This window comes from Butyricimonas paravirosa (assembly GCF_032878955.1).
Classification (GTDB): Bacteria; Bacteroidota; Bacteroidia; order Bacteroidales; family Marinifilaceae; genus Butyricimonas; species Butyricimonas paravirosa.
Genome location: NZ_CP043839.1, coordinates 786913 through 807066, shown reverse-complemented (window position 1 = coordinate 807066; position 20154 = coordinate 786913). Strand labels below are relative to the sequence as shown.

Below are 20154 nucleotides of genomic sequence, written 5' to 3'. Positions count from 1 at the left end.
CCTCTTTTAAACAAGTTATATCATTATCGGATTCACTTTCATCGTTTCTAAATTAAGGAACAGCCCGTGATGTTCCAACATCCCGTTACGGAACATCTTCCAAAGGATATTGCATCCGAGTTGTGCCAGTGTGGAGTTGATGAACAAGTCCTGCTTTTCCAACGCCTCCGCCAAGGAGCAGCTCGGTCCTGAATCCGCCTCCTTCACCCTCGCGTATTTCACGAACCGGGTAATGACCTTCAACGAATCGACAGTCTTGTACAACTCGGAAGCGGGCTGTTTTATTTTCTTGGGTATGGTTCCCAACACAACCTGACCCGTACTTTGTGTGTTCCCGAAATCCATCCAGTAAAGCGGTGTTTCGTAATCACGGTAATTCGAGGTGGGCACGGCTTTCAATACGTTCCATAAGTCAAGCCGTGACTTGATGTTGTCGGTACAGGTGACGGTGATATTCGCCATGTCATCCCGTCTGGCATCTTTCAGCACGGTCGGGAAAATATCCGGTACCGCTTTCCAGTCATTGCCGAAGAAATTGTTCACTCGGGTAATCAGGCATTGCGCCTTGTTCAGTCCAAGGTCGGAACAGCCGAAAAGCTGGCGACCGATGTTGGCATCCGTCACTATGTCCGGGTCATAAAGTGTCACGAACAATCCCGGATGTCCGAGTGCCCGCAATGTCACGTCCAGCCGTGCCAGACAGGTCAATACCTGCGAGCCGGTTCCTCCCGCGCCGATCAGGTTCACCGTGACCGGGTGCTGCGGGTTCAGCAGATAGTTATCTATGTAGTGTACTCTTTTCATTTCAATATATCTTTCAATTTCAAGTTATTCAAAGGTTTCAGTTCGTCGAGGTTGAAAGGCTTGTCCTTTGCGGCCTTTGTCACCAATATCAGGTTTGATCTGGTCGGGTTGCCCCCTCCGCCCAGGTGTGAAAACTCCGTCAGCCAGAACTTCTTCTCCCAATACTCCAACAGGTTTTTGTAGGTCAAATCTCTCGGCTTGTCTATTTTAGCGGAACCCAGACAGACATTTGCCCCTGTCACGTTGAAGAACGGTGCGGCATAAAGCTCCGTCTTTTCCGTCAGTTTCTTGTCCTTGTAAGCATATATACTCAACGAACTGCCACCTGCCACGTAAATGACTCCCGGCAGGTTGTATTTTGCATTCTCTACTTGAAGGGATTCCTTGAAAAACATCATCCGTTTCTGTGGGGAGTTGTACCAGATATACCTCTCACTGCCCTTGCGCGGGTCGCACCACAGCATATTGGGCGGAATCCTTCCGTATGGCGTGGTGCTGTGGCTTTCGGAATAACCGCGCACCAGTTCGTTCATGAAATCCACCGTGACGGGCCGGCCTTCTCCCATCATTCCGTTATCGTCTATATCCCTTATCTCAACAAAATAGTTGTTGTCAGAGGCATAAGAGTTGTCTTTCTCGCCTGAATAGGCAATCAACGCCGCCCTCGGATGGAGCAGCGTCCTCAATTTTTGGGTAAGTTCATTCGTTTCCAACATAATTCAACTGATTAAAGATATGAATTCGTCCGCCCACCGAAAGAACCGTTCCGGGTAATCGTCCATGCTGAACAGTTCTTCGGTATCGGGCGACAGGTCAAGGGCAGTCACCGGAGTGATGTCGTAGGTCTCCCTGCTACAGGAATTGTAATAGTCAACGAGATAGTCGGATACAATGTCGTTGATGTCATACACGACCCTTATCTGCTGTTGCAGGTACATCGGGTGGAAGTCCGGATTCTCCGAGTAATAGGCGTCATAAGCGTATTGCATGATGCCCCGTGCAGGCGTCAGAAACGGGAGACCCCGTTTCATCGCATCGACCAAAGGCTGTTCAAACCCGTTTTGGGGTTCGTATGTATCCAGTGCTTTCGGCAGGTTCTTGTAGTAGGATTTCGATTCCACCCGTTTGAGCAGCCTGCCGATTTTCCCTTCCTGATAGGAGTCCAGCAGTTTCATGCGTTCTTTCCACTCCTCCGGGTCGCTGCCGTCATCCTCCGAAAGCATTTCAAACAAAAAGTCCGATTCTTCGTAATCCACGAATGTATCAATGCCGTTTGCTTTCATCAGTTTATGGATAAAGGTAATGGCAATCCTCCTTAAAATGGGATTGAGCGATTCCAGAAACTTCACCGGGAAGTAGTACAGCGTGAAACTTCCCCACTTGTGGTATTTCCACAGCCGGAAGAAAAGCCTGCCGGCTTCCTGCTCGATGTTGACATGCAGTTCGTCACCGACAAGCGTGTTCATTTCATCGTACAGATTGGCGATGCCTTCCCCGATACTGTTTCCTGGCATGTGTACGCCCTCCTTCTGCAATAGCAGGGAATACCTGAAATACGAATCACGCAGGAATTCGTAGTTATCCCGCGTGATTACGTTTATACTGTTGCATTCGCCGCTGTCGTAACAATCCACGGTAAGATTATTCTGTGCCAGCGGTATGAAGGCTGTGCTTAGAAAAGAATTACGGCCCCGCTTGGAGCCGCAATCCGTTCTTCCCTGTTCACGCCGTACCGTACATTCCTCCGCGTCTGGCCGATGATGAGCCTCGCCAGCTGCCTTGACTGTTGTTCGTCCAATGGTACACATGGTTTCCTTTTCTTGTTGTTCTTTTTCTTTCGTTCCTTCTTCATGCTTCCTATCCTTTGGTCCCGATGGTGGTCTTGAACTCGTACACGGCTTTGTCGTCCTTGATGACCGGTCCGTGTACCGTTGCCGTTGTCAGCTCCGGGTAGAAGTTGGAGTAATAGCTCATGACCATTTCGGGGCTGTCCGACGGGTTGGGATCATCGAGCGTTACCATTCCGCTGCCTTTCTTGAATGTGAATGAGCGTGCCATTCCTGTTACTTCGAGTGCCATAATCTTATACTGCTTGATATTGTGAGACATGATTTTCTAACATGGACTGCGGAAAATCGGGATATTCCTCGTAATCCTCCGGACGGTAATTGGGTTCATCCTCTCCGGCGTGATAATGTGGGGAGAGTTCTTCAGGGTGCTGTACCGGCTCCTGCCAATGTGTCCCATGGTATCCCCCGTGTGCGGGTTGTGGAGCCTGTTGCGGTACTGGCTGCTGTCCCATATAGGGTTGCGGTTGTGGCTGGGCGTAATATTGTGCCGGTCCCTGCGGCGGTTGTTGCGGTGGCCACATTGTCTGCTGTTGCTGAGGATTGGCTGCCGGTCTCTGCTGTCCGCCAGGAGCCTGAGCCGCCATCGGTCTCTGTGCCTGCGGTTGCTGAGGATACTGTGGAGCCTGCCGCGGTTGTTGGACTGGTGCGGCTGCCGGTTGTGCCTGCGGCTGTTGTGGCTGCGGAGCCGGTTCTTCCATCAGTTCAAACAGACTGCCCTTGTTCATCGCCTTTGTCTGTTCCGCCACCATCTCGTCAATCTTCTTCTGGTCCTGCGGTTTGGCGTAAAGACGTGCCTGTCCGAGTGCGGTAACCGCCTCCTTGTGGTTCTTGGCAGCGATCAGTTCCTCCGCTTTCTTGAAATGTTTCTCGTACTTCTCCCGCTTCTCCTTTTCCTCCTTCGTCTCCTTCGCTTTGGTCTCCTTTGCCGCCTTGCTCTCGGACGCTGCCTTCTCAGCCTGCGCCTCGAACTGCGCCATGTTGGAAATCAGTCCGGTAGTCTTCTGTATAGGACGTGCTACGGCTTGTAGGAAGCCTGCGTCCAGTTCCTGCGGATGCCCGCTGACGGTCAGTGGTACGAGGTGGTTCTGGGCTTCGTCCTTCAGCCCGTTCGACTTCGGCAGTAAGGATACTGTCAGTTGTCCGTTCGCTTTGCGGATGACAAGCGTGAGATCCACGCCTTCGGTCATCATCTGGTGGATTGCTGTAAAAAACATAATTTGATGTATTAAAAGTTATTACTGGGTTTTATTCTTCACTGAACAGTTTGGCCAGCAGCCTGTTCCTGTCGGGATGGCGGCTGATTTCCAGAATCGGGTTCAACAGGGTGGAGATGTGTACCGGCCCTGTCGTCCCCCGTGGCGGGAACTTGACGGCAGGTTCGGGTTCCACCGTCCTTTTTCTTCTCGTTACCGGCATGGGCATCCTCATGGGAGCCGGCGGTGCGCTTGTTGCAAATGCTTGGTTCATGTCTCTTTATTTTTTTTAATTGTGAATATTCGGGCTTTGGCAGCCCGTGAACTACAAGGGCCCGACGGCAGATGCCTTCGGTAAGGCAAGGTTTTCGGGAAAAATACCGCAAGCCTCCGGCGAGGATGATTTTTTCCGAAACCGCAAGGCTTGACCTTGCCGTCCGAACAAAGGCATTTGCCAACTTTGCCCGGTAGTTTCCGGTATGCCAAGTCTGTGTTTTCATCCCTTTTCCTTTTATTCCTGTCGTTATGGTTTCCGGTTCCACAGAGGGCGGAAAACAAAAAGAGCCGTCCCGGAAGACAGCTCTGTTCTGTAAGGTTCCACTTGATTTTGTATGGCAGTTATGTTTCATGGTCAAATATTGTCAGGATACCAGAAAACTGAGTATGCAGAAAAGTATGGCCGCAGCCACCAGAAGGCAAGCTATCCGGTACAGGAACCTGAAGAATCCCCTAAAACACACGATGGCTACCGCAGCCCACACGGGGGATATGCCCCGTGTGTACATATAACTGAACACGATGAAGGCTGCAAAGCCCAATGCGATGGTCCGTACCCATCTGTTCGCTTGAATCTTGTCGATATATTCCCTTGTTTTCATGACATTCCGGTATTAACGGGTGAAACAGTCTTTTCCAATTTCAAGGGCCGGGATGCGTACCGCCTCCACAGGCAAGGTTTTCGGAGGAAAATACCGGAGCGGCGCGAGGATGATTTTCCCCGAAACCCGGAGGGCCTGACCTTGCCGGTGGAAAAAGGCGGTGCGCTACCTTTGCCCGCGAATTGGAATGACGGTGTTATTTTTTCTTTCCGTTCCCGGTTTTCGGGAACGAGAATACCGTGTTGTATTCCGCATCGAAGGTGACGGCGGCATCGAACGGTACACCTTTCTTTCCCTTGAACCCCTTGATGAGTCTGGTGGTGCCGGAGGAGAAAAGCTGTTCCATGTGGGTGTCGGTCAGTTCCTTGTTCAGAATACGGCGGAACACCAGCAGCCCGCACCCGTCATGGTCGCACCTGGCCACTTTGGAACGGAGGATGATTTTTCCCGTCTTGCACTTGGGGCAGGTGAATGCCCTTTCCTGCATCGCCGGAAAATCCAGACGCAGGATCTCTTCGGTTGCCCTGCGGGTGTAATCCAGGATGGACTGCATGAAGGTTTCCGTATCGAGGGTATGCCTCTCCACCTGCGCCAGGGTCTTCTCCCAGCTTCCCGTCAGTTCCACGTCCGCCACACGCATGTCCTTCACCGCCTCATAGATATACATCCCTTTTTCGGTCGGGATGATGCTTTTGCCGGAGCGGGCGATATAGTCACGTTTGATAAGGGTGGTAATGATGGCGGCACGGGTGGCGGGTGTGCCTATGCCCAATTCCTTGATAGCCTCCTTTGCCTGTTCGTCCGTGATGTTTTTCCCGCAGGTCTCCATCGCCGCCAGCAGGGTGGCCTCCGTGTACAGCGGCTTGGGTAGGGTCTTCTTCTGCGCCATCCCGTGTCCCATGACCGGAACAGTCTCGCCTTCGGCAAACTCCGCCGTCCCCCCGTCACGTTCCGGCTCGTCCTTCTCCCTGTCCTCCTTTCTGGCGAACACGCCGCGCCAGCCCGGTCTGACAATGGAGGAAGAGCGGGAACGGAACGCCATTCCCTCGCAGGCACATTCCATGACCAAAAGTTCCTTCTCGCAGGGTGGCGAGAATGCTTCCAGCATCCTTCCGGCTATCAGGGTGTAAACGGTAGATTCCGCCTCGGACAACCCTTCGGGTGAAATGCCCGTGATAATCAGGGCATGGTGGTCGGTCACTTTCGTGTCATCCACGCTGCGGGTATTCAGATCGGACATGTCGAAAGACTGTCCGTATTCCCTGAATTCCGGCATGGAAACCACTTTTCCCAGCAAGGAAGGAATGTGCCGCATGACATCCTCCGGGATATGGCGGCTTCCCGTCCTCGGATAAGAAATAAGCTTCTTTTCATACAAGGATTGGGCGATGGAGAGGGTCTTCTCCGCTGTCAGGTCATAATGGACGTTGCAATCTTTCTGGAGCGTGGTCAGGTCGTACAGAAGCGGGGCCTGTTGGAAAGTCCTCTTGTGTTCCGACCCAGTGACTGTCGCCACAGAACCGGAAGTGATTTTCCGGTATGCCGCCTCTGCCGCATCCTTTTCCTTGAACTCTTCCGTGTGGATGAACATGCGGTGCGCGTCCTGCCGTTTCAGCGTGAGGTGCAGCTGCCAGTAAGGGGTGGAGACGAAATTCCGGTTCTCCTTGAAGCGGGCACAGACCATGGCGAGCGTCGGGGTCTGTACACGTCCTATGGAGTTGTTCGCCGAGCCGGAGGCTACCGCCAGGGCACGGCTCGCGTTCATGCCCACCAGCCAGTCCGCCTTTGCCCGGCAGTCGGCGGCGGCATACAGGCTGTCGTAGTCGCTGCCGTCCCGGAGGTTCGCCAAACCCTCGCGGATGGCCTCGTCGGTGAGAGAGGAGATCCACAGGCGTTTGAACGGTTTGGTATAGCCTAAGTAGGAATATATCCAGCGGAAGATAAGTTCCCCTTCACGGGCACAGTCGGTAGCCACGATGATGCTGTCGCACCGGTCGAACACGCTGTCGATGATTTTCAGTTGTTTGGCGGCGGCGATGTCCGTCACCATCCCTTTGTCCGTCCTGACCTGGCGGGACACCAGACGGAACGGGTCCGGCAGCATCGGGAGGTTTTCGGCGGAGGTTTTCGTGTAGCCATACGCACCGGGCATGGCGAGCGACACCAGGTGTCCCAACGCCCACGTGACCATATACCCGTTACCTGTACAGTAGCCGTCTTTCTTGTCGGTAGCCCCGACCACACGGGCTATATCCATGCCGACACTCGGTTTTTCTGCAATGATTGCTTTCATGTTCGGATAAAATTTAAGCCGTTCCCCGCTACCGGAACCGGAAAACGGGAAACGGCGGTTTGACATTTTTTACTTGTTATAATGGATGAGCGTTTGTCAGGCCACCGGCTTGACACCGAGGATTTCAATCAGTGCCCCGTCGTCCTTGCGCACCAGTTGCAGGGTGGCGTCCATCACCACGTCCACGCCCAGCAGCACGAGGCTGAGTGACATCACTCCTGTCTTTTCTCCCTTGAGCAACGTATCAAGTTCCCCCGACATTTCCAGCTCGTCCTTCAGGATCCCGATTCCCGCGAGTTCTTCCCAGTTCACGTCTTCCGCCTTGAATGGCGTGTTGTTTTTATTGTTTACGTTCATATTTCTGTTTTTTTGATTTGACATTCATTCTGATTCACGCTCAGGCAATGCTTGCCCCCTTGGACTTGCGGCCAGCCTGTTCCTGTCCCTGCTTCTGGGCGTTCGCCACCACGTTGCGCTGCGATGCGTCACGCTTGCGGTCCGGGTTCTCGTTATAGAAGTCCAGCCTGCCCTGGTTGAAGTTCGCCTTGACATACTGCGAGATGGTCTTTCCATCGTAGCCTTTGATGCCCTCGACCAGTACCGCCTTGCCGCTCTGGAGGTCGGCACGCTGGTTTCTCGTCAGTTTTACGTCCCATACCTTTTCCGGTATCTTGAACTCGGCACGCTGCTCGAAGCCGTCCGGCGTGCGTGAGTAGCTCAGGCGTCCCGTTTCCAAATCCGCCTTGATGAAGGAGGAGAACTCCTCGCCCTTGCGGTTCACCATGTCGTTGAGGAAGATGACTTTGCCCTCGCGCAGTTGTTGCTGTTCCTCGGCGGTGATTTTCACGCCGCCTATTTCATTCGGGATGTAAATTTCACGCGCTCCCTCCGGGGAATCGGGATTGTAGCGTGTGTAGGAAGGTCTGCCCGTGGCCTCGTCCAGCTTGACATACGAGGAGAACAACTCACCGTCCTTGCGCTCCATACCCTCCACGAAGATGGCCTTGCCCGCGTTGAGGTCTTCAATCTGCTGCTTGGTAAGTTCCACTCCGCCCAGCGACTGTCGGTTGAAGAGTTTGTCGTTCTCGAAGATGTATTCGATGCCCCTGCGTTCGGCGTTGACCTGGATGTGGGCGTCGAACTCCTTGCCGTTATTGGAAATCATGCCTTCGATGAACACTTTCTTGCCTTCCCGCAGGTCGTTGATTTCCTGGTCGGTCAGTTTCACACCTTTGATTTCTTGCGGGATGTAGGCGTTTTCCGCGCGCATGGCGACCACCTCGTTGGTGAGCTTGTCGATGCTGATGAAAGAAGGGATGTATTCGCCGTTGCGCCCTTTCAGTTCCACCACACGCCCCATGTTGCCTGTCTCCAACAGGTTCTTCTTGTCCTCTTCGGAGAAGATGTGACCGAAGTACGGGCGTTCGAGTTCGGGTTTCTGGCGGATGCCGTGGATACCTAATACGATAGGGCCTCCCACGGACTGCTGGAATGACAGTCGTGCATCGGTACGTAATACGGCGGAGCCGAAATTCATGCTGATGGGTACCACCTGGTTGGTCTTGTAGCCCCTGAGCATCTGGTCAAGGAGACCGCGCTCCATGAGGTATTCACGGGAAAGTCCGAAATTCTTCAGTTCCTCCCAGTTGATCATGGACTCGTTGTAGCGGTACTTGGGTTGCTGCGTGCCGTCACCTTGGGTGGCCTGCTGCTGTGTCTCATTTTTCTTTGCCATTTCTTCTTGATTTTGATTGTTGATACTTTGGTTTTCCTTGTCGCGTGGAACGATTTCGTATTTTTTGAGGAAGTCTTCCACGGCTTTTGTCTGCTTTCCGGCGGCGAGGTCTTCGATGGCCTGCTTCACTTCCGGGCTGTCCAGCGTATCCGCCTTGACGGAGAGGATGCCGAAACGGGTCGGGTCTTTGAGCTGGCTCCAGAAGTTTTTCACGAAATTCTCGAACATGTTGGCGTACCGGTCGATTTTCAGGAAGGAGTTGCTGTGTTCCTTGTCTGCCGGAACGGTGCTGTATTTCCCGTCCTTTCCGATTTTTGACACCGCCTGTAAAATCAGTTCCATCTTGTCGAGTATGAACACGATGTCACTCATCTGTTCGTTCTCGCTCACTTGCGGCTTCAGGGGTTCGTCCCTCACATTTTTCTTTGCCATAACTTTGAGTTTTTAGAGTTGATAACTACTATTGTCACCGCAAATATATATAGCAAAATTTGATAAATAATTGATTTTTAATTAGTTGAACTACATATTACATCATTTGTCATCACGTTTCACCGCAGGGTGACAGCACGAAAACGAAAAAGGGAAAAAACAGAGGGAAAAGGGCGGGCCACAAGGTACGGGAAGGCAGAGAGAAACCGAAGCAGGGAAAGGGACGAAGAGGGAAAAAGAAAACCTATATTATGCAGAGTTGAGAGCGAGCTGCTTTTGTCCCTACTTCCTTGTATTTCTCATAAGACAGGCGACCGAAAGGAAAAGGATTTATGATAGGATAGATGTTCCAATTGGGACGGTCTGAATTTTATAAAGTACTCCCGTCAGGTTTTGTCTTGACCTTGTTCTATGCGTCGTAGGTCGCTTCGCTTGCTAAGTCCCGACCTTTTCACCCAACTCGGACGGCGATACCGGAACGTTTTTTCGAAGAAAAATTACCGCAGGGAATTTTTTGTACGAAAACCGGAGGCCTGAACGTGAAAGGTATCGTCCTCCGAGTTACCTTCTCAGAGGGACTTAGTGAGTGAAGCGTGACTTAGGATGGTAGTTTATGGAAGAATATGGAAAAATTACCCTTTGAACGAAAATGCGCATCTTTTTAGTGCAATGGTAATCATTTTTTGAGTACCTTTGCACTAAAATTACGCATTATGACAATACGTGAATGGATTAGAGATAGAGAGATAAGTGGATTTCCAACTTTTTCGGTTGAAGAAATTAGGTTGGCATTGCCACATTATTCAGAGCAGGTCATTAAAAATGATTTGTTCCGTATATCATCACAAGGTATAATATATCCGGTCTATAAAGGTTTCTACGTTATTATTCCTCCTCATTATGCTGCCAAAAGAATGGTACCACCGATATATTACATAGATCAGTTGATGTCGTATCTAAACAAGCCTTATTATATTAGTCTCTTAAATGCGGCAGAAATTCATGGTGCAGCTCATCAACGTCCACAGAAATTTTCTGTAATGTCGGTATTTCCAAAGTCTTCTGTTTCGCAATCAAAGAACAATACACTTGTTTGGGTATACCGCAAGGAAATTCCAACAGATTTTTTGTTATCAAAAAATTCTGAAACAGGAGTGATATATTATTCGAATGCAGAATTGACAGCTCTTGACATTGTACAATATGAGCAATATATAGGTGGACTTTCAAGAGCATCTACTATATTGGAAGAACTTACAGAAAAATTAGATTTTCGTGGTGCTTCCAATAAGTTGTTTGGTTATACATCAATCGCAACTATACAACGACTGGGATATATACTGGATGAAGTTCTAAATGCAGCAGAAATTGCAGATACGCTATATATGGAATTGACTTCATATGTAAAGCGTTTCAAATATATTCCTCTAACTATAAATAAACCAAAAGATTGCGCGGAAAGGAATAACCGTTGGAAAATTTTTGTAAATACGATAATAGAAACTGACGAAATATGATAAACAGAACAGCCATCACTCAATGGAATAAGATAGTTCCATGGAATGACAACGCACAAGTAGAGCAAGACCTCATTATATCACGTGCGTTAGTCGCTATTTTTAGCGATGAGTTTCTTGCTTCACAATTAGCATTCAGGGGAGGAACTGCACTCCATAAACTATATCTGACGCCACAGCCCAGATATAGTGAAGATATTGACTTAGTTCAAATTACTCCCGGACCGATAAAGCCAATAATGTTCAGACTTGGGGAAGTTTTGGATTTTTTGCCGGATAGAGTAACAAAACAAAAACGATATAATAACACGATGTTGTTTCGTATGGAATCGGAAATACCTCCCACAATTCCTCTACGCTTAAAAATCGAGATAAACTGTTTTGAGCATTTTAATGAACTTGGATTAGTCAAAATACCATTTGAAATGGAAAATAGTTGGTTCTCAGGCAAGTGCGGAGTAACAACATATCGTTTAAATGAACTGTTGGGAACAAAACTGAGAGCCTTGTACCAAAGGAAAAAGGGGCGAGACCTTTTTGACTTGTATGTCGCTTTGTCTGAAGCATCAGTTGATGTCGAAGAAATTATGCGTTGTTACCACCGTTATATGTCTTTTGTTGTTCAACAACCACCGACATACAAACAGTTCATTAATAATATGGAAGAGAAGATGTCTGACTCTGAGTTCTTAGGAGATACACAAAATCTTATCCGTCCGGAGAGGGAGTTCAATCCTCAGTTGGGGTACGACCTTGTTCGCTCTCAATTAATAGACAGATTGCAAAAATAGCATATCAATAAAAGTAACACCTGAAAAAGAAATATTGCCGGTATCTAAATTTGCCATATAACGATTTAATCTTTGATTTTTGCGGAAAACCTGCGAGAATTGATTTTTAATCCGTCAAATACAGATTTTAGCTTTCTGATTTTGGAGATTTCAGAATGAGCAGACGGAAATAAAATATGAGCGAAGAAAGTGTAAAAGGTAATCAGATTTTGAGTACTTCTGCGCTTTTTTCGCTCAACACAAACTGCGAAACGATTTTTCAAGTGTGTATGCTCCAGCCGTGAAACGGTCCACCAATCATTACAGCAAATGACCGATCCGGCTTGCCGTGATAGAGAAGCCCTCCGACAACGCCCCTTGTCCCGTCTTTCGCCACTTCAGCGAAACCGAATGAATATGGTGCGAAATCGGTGTACAGTTCGATTTCATACCTGCCATTGGAGTTGACCTCCCATTGCTTGAGCCGTTCAATACATTTGCTCAACGTTTCATCACCGATGCTTTTCGCATACTTGACGGTATTCTCGTAGTGTTCCTGACATTTGATTTTCATGTCTGATGTTTTTAAGTTGTTTGTAACAATTCTTCGTATATCCCGAAACCAATGCATCCGGCTATGATGAAATCCTCCTTACCTTTATCCGCCAGTGATTTTAAATTTTCCAAGCTGTCGCAGTAGAAGAATATCTCATCGTCCTTTTCGTTGTCGGAATCCATCGCCAGCGCAATCCTCACTTCTTCCGTTTCCAGCGTGTCGCACCACCGGATAGTGCAGTCCGCATAATGAGGTTCACGTCCCTGCTCACAGTAGAATTTCAGGAAATGGCTACCTATTTCCTTCTTGACTTCATCCGCCTTTTTCCAGATACTATCATCCACGATTTCAAATCCGAGTCCTTCCACCAGCAGGCATGTTCCCTTGTCATATACCATCATGGTGCGCTTTCCCATGTGTTTTTCGCGTATTTCCGCCCAATTCGGCAAGTCCCAACGCTCCACGGTCCAGATCCCTCGGTAATCCTTCGGGATGGAATTGTATTCGCTTAATGTTATCTTTCTCATAGCAGGTAGTTTTAGTTTGTTACAAAAGTCACCTTGTGAGTCTTGCACGGTTTCCCGAATGCCGGACGTGGGTTGAACTCCGTGCATGATTCCCAATCCACACTCATCGTGTAGCCGTTCGGGAAATTCTCGCCGATGAACCGGCTTATCATTTCCAAATCCTCGTTCGGCAGGAACAATTCTTCCTCGATGCCGTACTCCAATGCGAAAATCGCCCATTCAGGAATGTTATCCCAAACGAGCGTCTGTCTGTTTTTCTTGTGCATAATGTCAATGTTTATTGCGGTGATACCATAAGGCTGTTGATGATTCCTTCCAGTTCCGTTTCCCATTTGTCCGTACCGTCCATGACCGACGGATAGGTCAGTTGCTGCCACTGCCGGTAATCAAACAGTTTCATTCTCAGCGGATAGTAGTCGAACAATTTCCGGTTGCCAAAAAATACTCTCAGGTGGTTGGTTCCCACCTCCATCAGTTTCAGACCATAATTGTCAAGAATCTCATGGAATCTTTTCATCGGTGTAAAGTTGCTTCTCTTTTTCATGTCATTTCTGTTTTTTATTGTTTGAATTTTATTTCAGCAGCACATTCTGTACAGGTCATCATCGGTCAGTGTACATAGTTCCTCATCCGTGCAGTAACCGTCAATCTCCTCGCTCGCTTCCATCGCTTCATAAATGCCGTTATGCATATCGTTCACCAGCTCATCGCACAGGCTTTTTACTGACACCCTGAAAATGTCATTACCGACTTGGATTTCCCGAACTGGATAAGCCACTCCTTTCCAGTAGGTCTTTTCTATGGCTATTTCATCGGTACATCCCTCCATGCGTTCCAAGTATTCCTTGATGATGTCCCCATGACAAGGATTCGGCTTGCAGAAACACCCCAATGTCTTGCCCTGCAATTCTCCGATTCGTCTGCGGAACTTTTCATCCGTACTTAAACGATAGTAGAAATACTTCCTGTAACGGTCCAGCGTGCCGCCCCTTGTCATTGTCGCTTCCAGCCTGAACGGATTTCCGAAATAACCGTCTTTCCCTTGTCCCGCTCTTCCTATATATACATCACAGGATTCCTTGCGGATATTGACCACTCTTGTATTGCTCATAACTTGTTTTTTAGTTAAACAATTCCGACCGGCGAGCCGGTATTTTATTTCTTGCCTGCCTTACCGTTCCGTGCCGGATTGTGCAAGGCTTTTCGGGAAAATACCGCAAGCGGAGCGCGGAAGATTTCCCCGAAAACCCGTAGGGCTCGACCTTGCTCAATCCAAAAGGCACGGGACGACCTTTGCAGGCTAAAATAAAAAAGCGGCCTTTCAATGGCTATTCATTATCCTTGTCATTTTCTTCCTGTGGTATCAGGTGTTTCAAATCAGGGTCGTTCTTTATACGGGTCATCTCATCTTCGATTATCCGCACCACGTCCGCTTTTATCTGGGAATAGTTCCGGTCTATCTGCTGTTGCATGATGTCGTTGCCGTCCGCATCCTTGAACTCGTTGATGACGGGTATTTTCTTGTAGGCTTTGGTTTCCGCTGCTACCTTCTCATTATCGACAATAATGCGGGCATGGAAAATCTTCTGGTCAATCTCTTCCCCGAAGTTATCCGCTACGCTGCCCACGAATGTACCCTGTGAGAGGTTGGCTATTTTCGATGCCGGAATGAGCGAATCCATCTGCGTGTTGATGGAGGTGGAGGTGTCCTGCCGGTTGATGGAAATGGACTGCCGCTGTTGGAGTATCTTACCGAAGCGTTCCGAAAGGTTCTTAGCCGTTTCTCCCACGACCTGACCGCTGAAGATGTTGCCCACCGTATTTTGGATTACCTTCGCTTCTTTTTCACCGTAGTCACGGGTCAGCTGAGAGAAGTCCTGGAAGCCGAGACATACCGCCACCTTGTTGCTTCGTGCGGTGGCAATGAGATTGTCAATACCGCGAAAGTAAATCGTGGGCAGCTCGTCTATGATGATGGAAGACTTCAGTTGTCCCTTCTTGTTCACCAATTTTACGATACGGCTGTTGTACAGTCCGAGGGCGGCTGAATAGATGTTCTGCCTGTCGGGATTGTTACCGACACACAGGATTTTAGGGTGTTCGGGATTGTTCAGGTCGAGCGTGAAATCATCACCGGTCATCACCCAGTAAAGCTGCGGGGAAATCATCCTTGAAAGCGGGATTTTTGCCGAAGCGATCTGGCCTTGCAACTGGTCTTGTGCGCCCCCTTGCCAGGCGTCCATGAACGGGGAAAGGTAGTTTTCCAAAGACGGATACGAGGTAAGAATTGTGAAAATATCGGCATACGGCTTGTTCAGAAATTCTATCGCGTGAGGGAACGTGCAGTATTTTCCGTCCTGGTAGATGCGCAAATACCATATAATAGCCGCCAAAAGAATAATCGGGGATTCCACGAAGAAATCGCCCTGTTTCTGTATATCGGGTAAGTCAAGGGCATTGCTGCCCCCTTCTCCCCTAAGAACCGTACGTGAGAGTTTCCCCTCATACGGCTCAAGCAACTCAATATTTCTATTTGTTGTTAGAAATCGGCTCATACTTTCAACATTTTCGTTTATTTCGCTTGTAGCAGTTGTTGTGGACAAGTTGCCGTACAATCGAACCACCAACAGATATTTCGTTGACGTTCCATGCTTTTGTACAGTCTATTTCCTTGCCACATAACGGACAAATCCGGTTCTGCTTGTTCCATAAATATAAGAGAGACTTACGTCCTTTGAGAGATTCCAGCATTTGTTGCTCCTTACGCTGAGAGAAATAATCATCGTATTCCGGGTCAAAAGGATTTGCCTCTCCCTTGACTTGCTTGTACGGAGTATAATGTATATCCGACAATCTTTTAAGGGTCAGGTAGTTCACTTTCATACTTTTCGTTTCATATTTCCACGCAAACGTCCATTTGCGTCCCCGAATTTCATGCCAATACCTGTCTGCGACCCAAGACTTGCGTTTCTTAGGGTGACGACGTAAGGCCCATTTCTTCGTGAGATTATAAATGTGGTAGTCGCAACCATGAAAAGCATCGGTCGATGCACCATATCGGTAATAGTTACCCCATCCTGTGATTACAGGATTGAGCATTCGTATCAGCGATTCCTGCTTACACATCTTATGTCCTTTGACTATGTCACTGATTTTTGCCCTAAAGCGTTTCTGTGCGTCTTTGGACGGAGATGTGTATAGCTTTTTGCCGAACTTCCTTACATTGAAACCCAAGAAATCAAATCCGTCATATATGTTCGTAATAGTAGTTTTCTCTTCGGATAAGGTAAGACCTCTTTCTTTGAGAAATTCTATCACTATTGGTTTGACTTCGTTTTCCAATAGTTCCTTATCTCGGCCTGTGATTATAAAGTCGTCAGCATAGCGAATAAGATTTACCTTGTAATGGAATGTCTTGTTGTTACGCCATAGTCTTTTGAATCTTTTAGCCAAGAGCGGCTGAAGCCCGTCAAGTACCATGTTTGCAAGTGTCGGTGATATGATACCTCCTTGTGGCGTACCCTCTTCTGTCGGGAATAGTTTTCCGTTGAACACAGCTCCACATTTCAACCATTTTCTGAGTATTGTCTTATCCATAGGGATATTCTCAATGAGCCAGTCGTGGCTGATGTGGTCGAAACAGCCTTTTATATCTCCCTCCAAAATCCATTCGGGAGAATGTTGGCGGTTTAAAACCGTATCAATCTGACGGATTGCGTCCATTGTCCTGCGCTTCTTTCGGAAGCCGTAGGAGAAACGGTCGCCTGTCGTTTCGGCTATCGGTTCCAATGCCATGAGATATAAAGCCTGCATCGCCCTGTCTTTCATGGTCGGTATTCCCAACGGTCGGAGTTTACCGTTCTTTTTCTTGATGTGAACCCTACGGAGTGGCTGCGGATTGTAGCCACGGCGTTTCAGTTCACTGATTGCTTTGTACTTGCGCTTGGGAGAGTCCCAAAGCTGTTTATCTACTCCAGACGTTTTCTTCCCTTTGTTGGAAGTAACCCTCTTTACAGCCAATGCCTTGGCGTAAAAAGAGTGAGTGAGCATCCATTGCAAGGCTTTCACCTTGTTATGTCTGCCTTCTTTCTGAGCCTTTACAATACGCGCTTGAAGCTTTCGGACATAGGCTTCGCACTTGGACCAGTTCATACCGTCCCAAGTCAGATTCCTGTTGTCAGCAGGCGCACACGATGTCTTAGTTTCGTTCATTTGCTTTCCTCCTTTTGAAAGTTCTAAAAGTTATCTTGTAAAGAGTTACCATATACGGAAGTCTGCCCACTTTCGTGTCGGATGATGTTATCCACAATCAGCCCGTGATGTCGATTCAATCCGTATCCTCCCCATTACAGGGAGGCGTTCGCTTTCTCCGTTATCTCATACCTGCACCCCTTTCGGCTTGCCTTGCGGTTCGCTTACTCGCGTTGTTACGAGAGAGATACAGGCTTGCCCTGTTCCACGTAATTGACAAAAGGATAGTTTAGGTTCTGTCAAGTCCACCGGCAGTGCCATGTCCGTGTAACCCCAACATGGGCAGGGGTTATCCGACTGCTTACCTTTTGGTGAGAGCTAAAGTATCTTCCGCTCCTTCAAACCTCACGATGGCTAAAGACAGTTCACTTATGTTAACCATGCTATCCAGCCTCGCCACTCGGCAGTATGATACTAACCGCCCTTGACGTTCCCTCACGGTTCAGTCTTGTCCTTTCGGAGAGTGTACTTTGTCCTATAAGCTTGGCACAACCCATCACTGGAGATGCACCTTATAGTAGGCTACCGCTGACGGAACAGCGGGTTAAATCATGCAACTAATATCACTGTTTAACAATCAATTACGCGACTTTACAGGTCACACCCAGGTCTTGTTCAAATTGAGCATAATCGTGTAGGCAGATTCGTAGGCATCCGAGATGTCCGCCATGAATTTCGGGTTGATGGGATTGCACCTGTGCGAACGTCGCGGATCATCGAAATTGATGACATAAAATTCCGGCTTCACTTTGTAATTCTGAGTGTGTTTAAGTAGATGGTTATAAGCAATTTCGGACAAATCTGGAAACTTATAATCGTAAATATACATGGCGAAGGATTTTTCAATCTGCTGTTTTATGTAGTTGTTTACCACTGCGTAGCTCTTACCCGAGCCGGGAGTTCCAAGCACGATGGACGCACGAAAAACATTTACAACATTAATCCATCCGTTCCATTCCCTGCCTTGATAGACGAACTTTGTCGGCAGGTTGACGGAATACTCGTTCTCCATGAGCCGTGTCTCCTGCATGAAACTCTCGTTGGCGGTATTGAATACATCTTCCATGAGGTTGTGTTTCAGCATCCGGCTTATCCACACGCCGGACATCAACAACAGGATATACCCGGCTGTAAGTGTTGCCGTGTACAAGGTGGCATTGACCATCGGACTGAACGGCAGGTCGAGCATCCACCAGTTCATGAAAAACAGCACCAATCCGGCAAGGAAAGAGGCATATATTTTCTGCCATGTCATCTTCTGATTCTTTACGCCTTTTGTTCCCAAACACGAGAGGGCAAGGAATATGACGGCAAATACTTTTGTGATGAGCAGGTTGCTGAAAAGCCCCGCTGTCCTCTGGAAATTCAGGAGTATCCTGTCGACTACCCCGATATTGATACCCATATCCACGAATGAACGGTAGCAGTACCAATAGACGTGGATGACAATAAACACGATGGATATGGCACGCATGAACTCCATGACCTTGGCCAGTCCCCTCAAATCATCTTCTTGTTGCATAATGAATATAGTTTTAATGGTTTATAAAATCTGTAATCAGGATATTCCGCGGGAACGGCGTTTCTTTTTCTTCTTGCGTTGCAGCCTGCGGGCAAGCGCCTCTTCCTGCGGGTCGGGACCGTTGGCGTCAATGCCGAAGATTCCGAAAGCCTGTTCGATGGAGCTTTCCATTTCGGAGGAGAAAACGCCTTGCCGATTAAGAGCAGGCATTGGCATATCCAAGTCAGGCATATTGGTCGGACTGTTAAACAGCCGCTCAAAAGCGTTTGCCGAAAACTCTTTTCCAAGTCGGGAACCGTTATATACCTCACGGTTCTTATGGTCGATGAAAGTTGCGCCATAGATACGTCCTTCATCATTTTCACGGAATACCACATCAATACCTTTCCCGGCGAGCAAACGGGTGAACTCCTCCTTGTTTCCACGGCATCCGTGCATGGCAAGCGCCACTTCGTTCCGTATCTTCGGTTGCCATTTCTTGTTCTTGTATTCACGGGCGTTGTACCCGATACGCTTTTCCAATCCCTCGTAGCCGTAGCGTTTTTCGATAAGAGAAGATTTGACGGGCGTACATATCGGCTTGCCACTATCATCGGTCATCGTATAGACAATTCCATTATAGGGTGTTCCTTCAAATTCGCCTTTTACTTGTTTCGCCTCGATATTGAAACAGGAGAGCAAGGCGCTGTACTCGCCGAAAGACTGGAAACGATAAGTGGAGAATACACTCTTGACGATATTGGAAACCTGCCGCTTCACATCACCATTTTGGTAGTCAGCCTTTTTCAGATACGGCTCCAATAGTTCCTTGCGCTTGTCATCCACCTGTTTCAACCCGAATTTCTTTTCCAGTTCCCGGCAGGCTTTCATCGAGCGGTTCCACTCGTAGGCGTCGTCTATCTTTTCACCTTTTTCGTTCACGCAGGTGGAAACGATATGGATATGCCTCCGGTCTATGTCCTCGTGCATATATACAATGTAAGGCTGGTTGCCATAGCCCATTCGCTGCATATACTCCCTGGCCAGTTCCGTGAATTGCAAATCCGTGAGCCGGTCGTCCAAAGAAGGGTTCAACGATATATGCAGGACTGGCTTTTCTGTATTCTTGTTGGCAAGCAGGTAGTTGTCAAACGCCCACAGGGTCTGTTGCATGACACGCTCCGTGTTCCCCGACACATTGGCAATCATGCGGTTCCCGTAAATGATGCGGGCTGTATTGTCGTTCACTTTCTGCTGGTTGTAGATGATTGCACCGTAGAGCGAAGCACCTCTGTTGATTTTAGCCACCATTTTCCTCCTCCTTCCGTTGTTTTATCAGATAGTTTTCTTCAAACTCACGGGTCAGCATGATAATCCGCTTGCTCAGCAACACTAAGTCTATTGTTGCTTTTTCCAGATTACGGAGCAGGACGAAAGCCCGTTTCTCCCCGAAATTTGTCTTTACGGCTTTCACCGTCTGGTTGTAGTTGTTGCCGATACTCTGGAATTGGTGGTAGAAATTGGTCAGGCGGATATAATAATCCATCGTCGCCTTGTCTATTCTCACCACCTTGATTTCCTTGCCGAAAATCATTGTCTTGATAAACTTGGAGCGTTCTTTCAATCCTGATTTTTGGAATTGAATATCAAAACGTCCGTTCTCTTCCGAGTTCAACCGTACCACATAACGATGCACGGCAGGGTCGGATTTTGGTTTCCTGCCTGCGCTTTTTCTTGAGTTTTTCTTCTTGTTTTCTTCCATACGCATTGATATTTTCAGTTTCTAATCTTCCGGCCCCGGATTCACGACTTTGGAGTGAATCCTCCCCGAGCCGTCAGGCGAGTGG

Annotated in this window: 20 protein-coding genes and 2 pseudogenes; 2 read left to right on the top strand and 20 right to left on the bottom strand. The window is 48.4% G+C overall.

Annotated features, from left to right (window positions below; translation table 11 throughout):
• Positions 1 to 15: 15 nt before the first annotated feature.
• From F1644_RS03570 to F1644_RS03525, 10 genes are all read right to left on the bottom strand, one after another.
• A complete protein-coding gene (locus tag F1644_RS03570; protein WP_008766689.1) occupies positions 16 to 804 on the bottom strand; it encodes a PRTRC system ThiF family protein in 789 nt (262 codons plus the stop codon).
• Complete coding sequence (locus tag F1644_RS03565) at positions 801 to 1520, bottom strand: prokaryotic E2 ligase family D protein (protein WP_008766688.1); 720 nt, start codon at positions 1518 to 1520, stop codon at positions 801 to 803. The genes F1644_RS03570 and F1644_RS03565 overlap by 4 nt, the downstream gene beginning before the upstream one ends.
• Positions 1521 to 1523: 3 nt before the next feature.
• Complete coding sequence (locus F1644_RS03560) at positions 1524 to 2612, bottom strand: hypothetical protein (RefSeq protein WP_008766687.1); 1089 nt, start codon at positions 2610 to 2612, stop codon at positions 1524 to 1526.
• Between the two features lie 49 nt (positions 2613 to 2661).
• Positions 2662 to 2883: a PRTRC system protein C gene (locus F1644_RS03555; RefSeq protein WP_008766686.1), complete on the bottom strand. Its 222-nt coding sequence runs from the start codon at positions 2881 to 2883 to the stop codon at positions 2662 to 2664.
• A gap of 4 nt (positions 2884 to 2887) precedes the next feature.
• Positions 2888 to 3868: a PRTRC system protein E gene (locus F1644_RS03550; protein WP_008766685.1), complete on the bottom strand. Its 981-nt coding sequence runs from the start codon at positions 3866 to 3868 to the stop codon at positions 2888 to 2890.
• A 31-nt stretch (positions 3869 to 3899) separates the two neighbouring features.
• Positions 3900 to 4121, bottom strand: coding sequence for a hypothetical protein (locus F1644_RS03545; RefSeq protein ID WP_025076690.1), 222 nt, complete (start codon positions 4119 to 4121; stop codon positions 3900 to 3902).
• 367 nt (positions 4122 to 4488) lie between these two features.
• Entirely contained in the window at positions 4489 to 4725 is a 237-nt protein-coding gene (locus F1644_RS03540; protein WP_008766683.1) for a hypothetical protein, read from the bottom strand.
• 196 nt (positions 4726 to 4921) lie between these two features.
• The gene (locus F1644_RS03535; RefSeq protein ID WP_032585083.1) at positions 4922 to 7018 is read right to left on the bottom strand and encodes a type IA DNA topoisomerase; all 2097 of its coding nucleotides are present in this window, start codon (positions 7016 to 7018) and stop codon (positions 4922 to 4924) included.
• Between the two features lie 96 nt (positions 7019 to 7114).
• Complete coding sequence (locus tag F1644_RS03530; RefSeq protein ID WP_008766681.1) at positions 7115 to 7375, bottom strand: DUF4099 domain-containing protein; 261 nt, start codon at positions 7373 to 7375, stop codon at positions 7115 to 7117.
• Between the two features lie 40 nt (positions 7376 to 7415).
• Positions 7416 to 9185 carry a DUF3945 domain-containing protein gene (locus tag F1644_RS03525; RefSeq protein WP_008766680.1) on the bottom strand — a complete coding sequence of 590 codons (1770 nt, stop codon included), beginning with the start codon at positions 9183 to 9185 and terminating at the stop codon, positions 7416 to 7418.
• 713 nt (positions 9186 to 9898) lie between these two features.
• On the opposite strand from F1644_RS03525, the gene F1644_RS03520 reads away from it, so the two are divergent.
• Complete coding sequence (locus F1644_RS03520) at positions 9899 to 10702, top strand: type IV toxin-antitoxin system AbiEi family antitoxin domain-containing protein (protein WP_008766679.1); 804 nt, start codon at positions 9899 to 9901, stop codon at positions 10700 to 10702.
• Entirely contained in the window at positions 10699 to 11493 is a 795-nt protein-coding gene (locus F1644_RS03515) for a nucleotidyl transferase AbiEii/AbiGii toxin family protein (protein ID WP_008766678.1), read from the top strand. The genes F1644_RS03520 and F1644_RS03515 overlap by 4 nt, the downstream gene beginning before the upstream one ends.
• 259 nt (positions 11494 to 11752) lie before the next feature.
• Here the strand turns inward: F1644_RS03515 and F1644_RS03510 are convergent, their stop codons facing one another.
• From F1644_RS03510 to mobA, 10 genes and pseudogenes are all read right to left on the bottom strand, one after another.
• Positions 11753 to 12046, bottom strand: a complete 294-nt coding sequence (locus F1644_RS03510) for a DUF4120 family protein (protein ID WP_008766677.1) — start codon at positions 12044 to 12046, stop codon at positions 11753 to 11755.
• 11 nt (positions 12047 to 12057) lie between these two features.
• Positions 12058 to 12555: a hypothetical protein gene (locus tag F1644_RS03505; RefSeq protein ID WP_008766676.1), complete on the bottom strand. Its 498-nt coding sequence runs from the start codon at positions 12553 to 12555 to the stop codon at positions 12058 to 12060.
• 11 nt (positions 12556 to 12566) lie between these two features.
• On the bottom strand, positions 12567 to 12821 hold the full coding sequence (locus tag F1644_RS03500) for a DUF6926 domain-containing protein (RefSeq protein ID WP_008766675.1): 255 nt from the start codon (positions 12819 to 12821) through the stop codon (positions 12567 to 12569).
• Positions 12822 to 12832: 11 nt separating this feature from the next.
• Entirely contained in the window at positions 12833 to 13099 is a 267-nt protein-coding gene (locus F1644_RS03495; RefSeq protein WP_008766674.1) for a hypothetical protein, read from the bottom strand.
• 33 nt (positions 13100 to 13132) lie between these two features.
• Positions 13133 to 13666, bottom strand: coding sequence for a DUF4326 domain-containing protein (locus F1644_RS03490; RefSeq protein ID WP_008766673.1), 534 nt, complete (start codon positions 13664 to 13666; stop codon positions 13133 to 13135).
• A 217-nt stretch (positions 13667 to 13883) separates the two neighbouring features.
• Positions 13884 to 14993 (bottom strand): annotated as a pseudogene (locus F1644_RS03485) (TraM recognition domain-containing protein); the annotation flags it as partial.
• Positions 14994 to 15114: 121 nt separating this feature from the next.
• Positions 15115 to 16767: a group II intron reverse transcriptase/maturase gene (gene ltrA, locus F1644_RS03480; protein ID WP_005647985.1), complete on the bottom strand. Its 1653-nt coding sequence runs from the start codon at positions 16765 to 16767 to the stop codon at positions 15115 to 15117.
• Between the two features lie 640 nt (positions 16768 to 17407).
• Positions 17408 to 18328: pseudogene (locus tag F1644_RS03475) on the bottom strand (YWFCY domain-containing protein); the annotation flags it as partial.
• A 36-nt stretch (positions 18329 to 18364) separates the two neighbouring features.
• Positions 18365 to 19618 carry a conjugal transfer protein MobB gene (gene mobB, locus F1644_RS03470; RefSeq protein WP_008766671.1) on the bottom strand — a complete coding sequence of 418 codons (1254 nt, stop codon included), beginning with the start codon at positions 19616 to 19618 and terminating at the stop codon, positions 18365 to 18367.
• A complete protein-coding gene (gene mobA / locus F1644_RS03465) occupies positions 19608 to 20075 on the bottom strand; it encodes a conjugal transfer protein MobA (protein WP_032560424.1) in 468 nt (155 codons plus the stop codon). The genes mobB and mobA overlap by 11 nt, the downstream gene beginning before the upstream one ends.
• Positions 20076 to 20154: the final 79 nt, after the last annotated feature.

What these genes read in the sequence shown, in the direction of transcription:
- mobA (WP_032560424.1), bottom strand. Translation starts at nt 20,075, where the DNA reads ATGCGTATGGAAGAAAACAAGAAGAAAAACTCAAGAAAAAGCGCAGGC.
- F1644_RS03520 (WP_008766679.1), top strand. Translation starts at nt 9,899, where the DNA reads ATGACAATACGTGAATGGATTAGAGATAGAGAGATAAGTGGATTTCCA.
- F1644_RS03515 (WP_008766678.1), top strand. Translation starts at nt 10,699, where the DNA reads ATGATAAACAGAACAGCCATCACTCAATGGAATAAGATAGTTCCATGG.
- F1644_RS03505 (WP_008766676.1), bottom strand. Translation starts at nt 12,555, where the DNA reads ATGAGAAAGATAACATTAAGCGAATACAATTCCATCCCGAAGGATTAC.
- F1644_RS03535 (WP_032585083.1), bottom strand. Translation starts at nt 7,018, where the DNA reads ATGAAAGCAATCATTGCAGAAAAACCGAGTGTCGGCATGGATATAGCC.
- F1644_RS03540 (WP_008766683.1), bottom strand. Translation starts at nt 4,725, where the DNA reads ATGAAAACAAGGGAATATATCGACAAGATTCAAGCGAACAGATGGGTA.
- ltrA (WP_005647985.1), bottom strand. Translation starts at nt 16,767, where the DNA reads ATGAACGAAACTAAGACATCGTGTGCGCCTGCTGACAACAGGAATCTG.
- F1644_RS03495 (WP_008766674.1), bottom strand. Translation starts at nt 13,099, where the DNA reads ATGAAAAAGAGAAGCAACTTTACACCGATGAAAAGATTCCATGAGATT.
- F1644_RS03490 (WP_008766673.1), bottom strand. Translation starts at nt 13,666, where the DNA reads ATGAGCAATACAAGAGTGGTCAATATCCGCAAGGAATCCTGTGATGTA.
- F1644_RS03525 (WP_008766680.1), bottom strand. Translation starts at nt 9,185, where the DNA reads ATGGCAAAGAAAAATGTGAGGGACGAACCCCTGAAGCCGCAAGTGAGC.
- F1644_RS03555 (WP_008766686.1), bottom strand. Translation starts at nt 2,883, where the DNA reads ATGGCACTCGAAGTAACAGGAATGGCACGCTCATTCACATTCAAGAAA.
- F1644_RS03545 (WP_025076690.1), bottom strand. Translation starts at nt 4,121, where the DNA reads ATGAACCAAGCATTTGCAACAAGCGCACCGCCGGCTCCCATGAGGATG.
- F1644_RS03565 (WP_008766688.1), bottom strand. Translation starts at nt 1,520, where the DNA reads ATGTTGGAAACGAATGAACTTACCCAAAAATTGAGGACGCTGCTCCAT.
- F1644_RS03530 (WP_008766681.1), bottom strand. Translation starts at nt 7,375, where the DNA reads ATGAACGTAAACAATAAAAACAACACGCCATTCAAGGCGGAAGACGTG.
- F1644_RS03560 (WP_008766687.1), bottom strand. Translation starts at nt 2,612, where the DNA reads ATGTGTACCATTGGACGAACAACAGTCAAGGCAGCTGGCGAGGCTCAT.
- mobB (WP_008766671.1), bottom strand. Translation starts at nt 19,618, where the DNA reads ATGGTGGCTAAAATCAACAGAGGTGCTTCGCTCTACGGTGCAATCATC.
- F1644_RS03570 (WP_008766689.1), bottom strand. Translation starts at nt 804, where the DNA reads ATGAAAAGAGTACACTACATAGATAACTATCTGCTGAACCCGCAGCAC.
- F1644_RS03510 (WP_008766677.1), bottom strand. Translation starts at nt 12,046, where the DNA reads ATGAAAATCAAATGTCAGGAACACTACGAGAATACCGTCAAGTATGCG.
- F1644_RS03550 (WP_008766685.1), bottom strand. Translation starts at nt 3,868, where the DNA reads ATGTTTTTTACAGCAATCCACCAGATGATGACCGAAGGCGTGGATCTC.
- F1644_RS03500 (WP_008766675.1), bottom strand. Translation starts at nt 12,821, where the DNA reads ATGCACAAGAAAAACAGACAGACGCTCGTTTGGGATAACATTCCTGAA.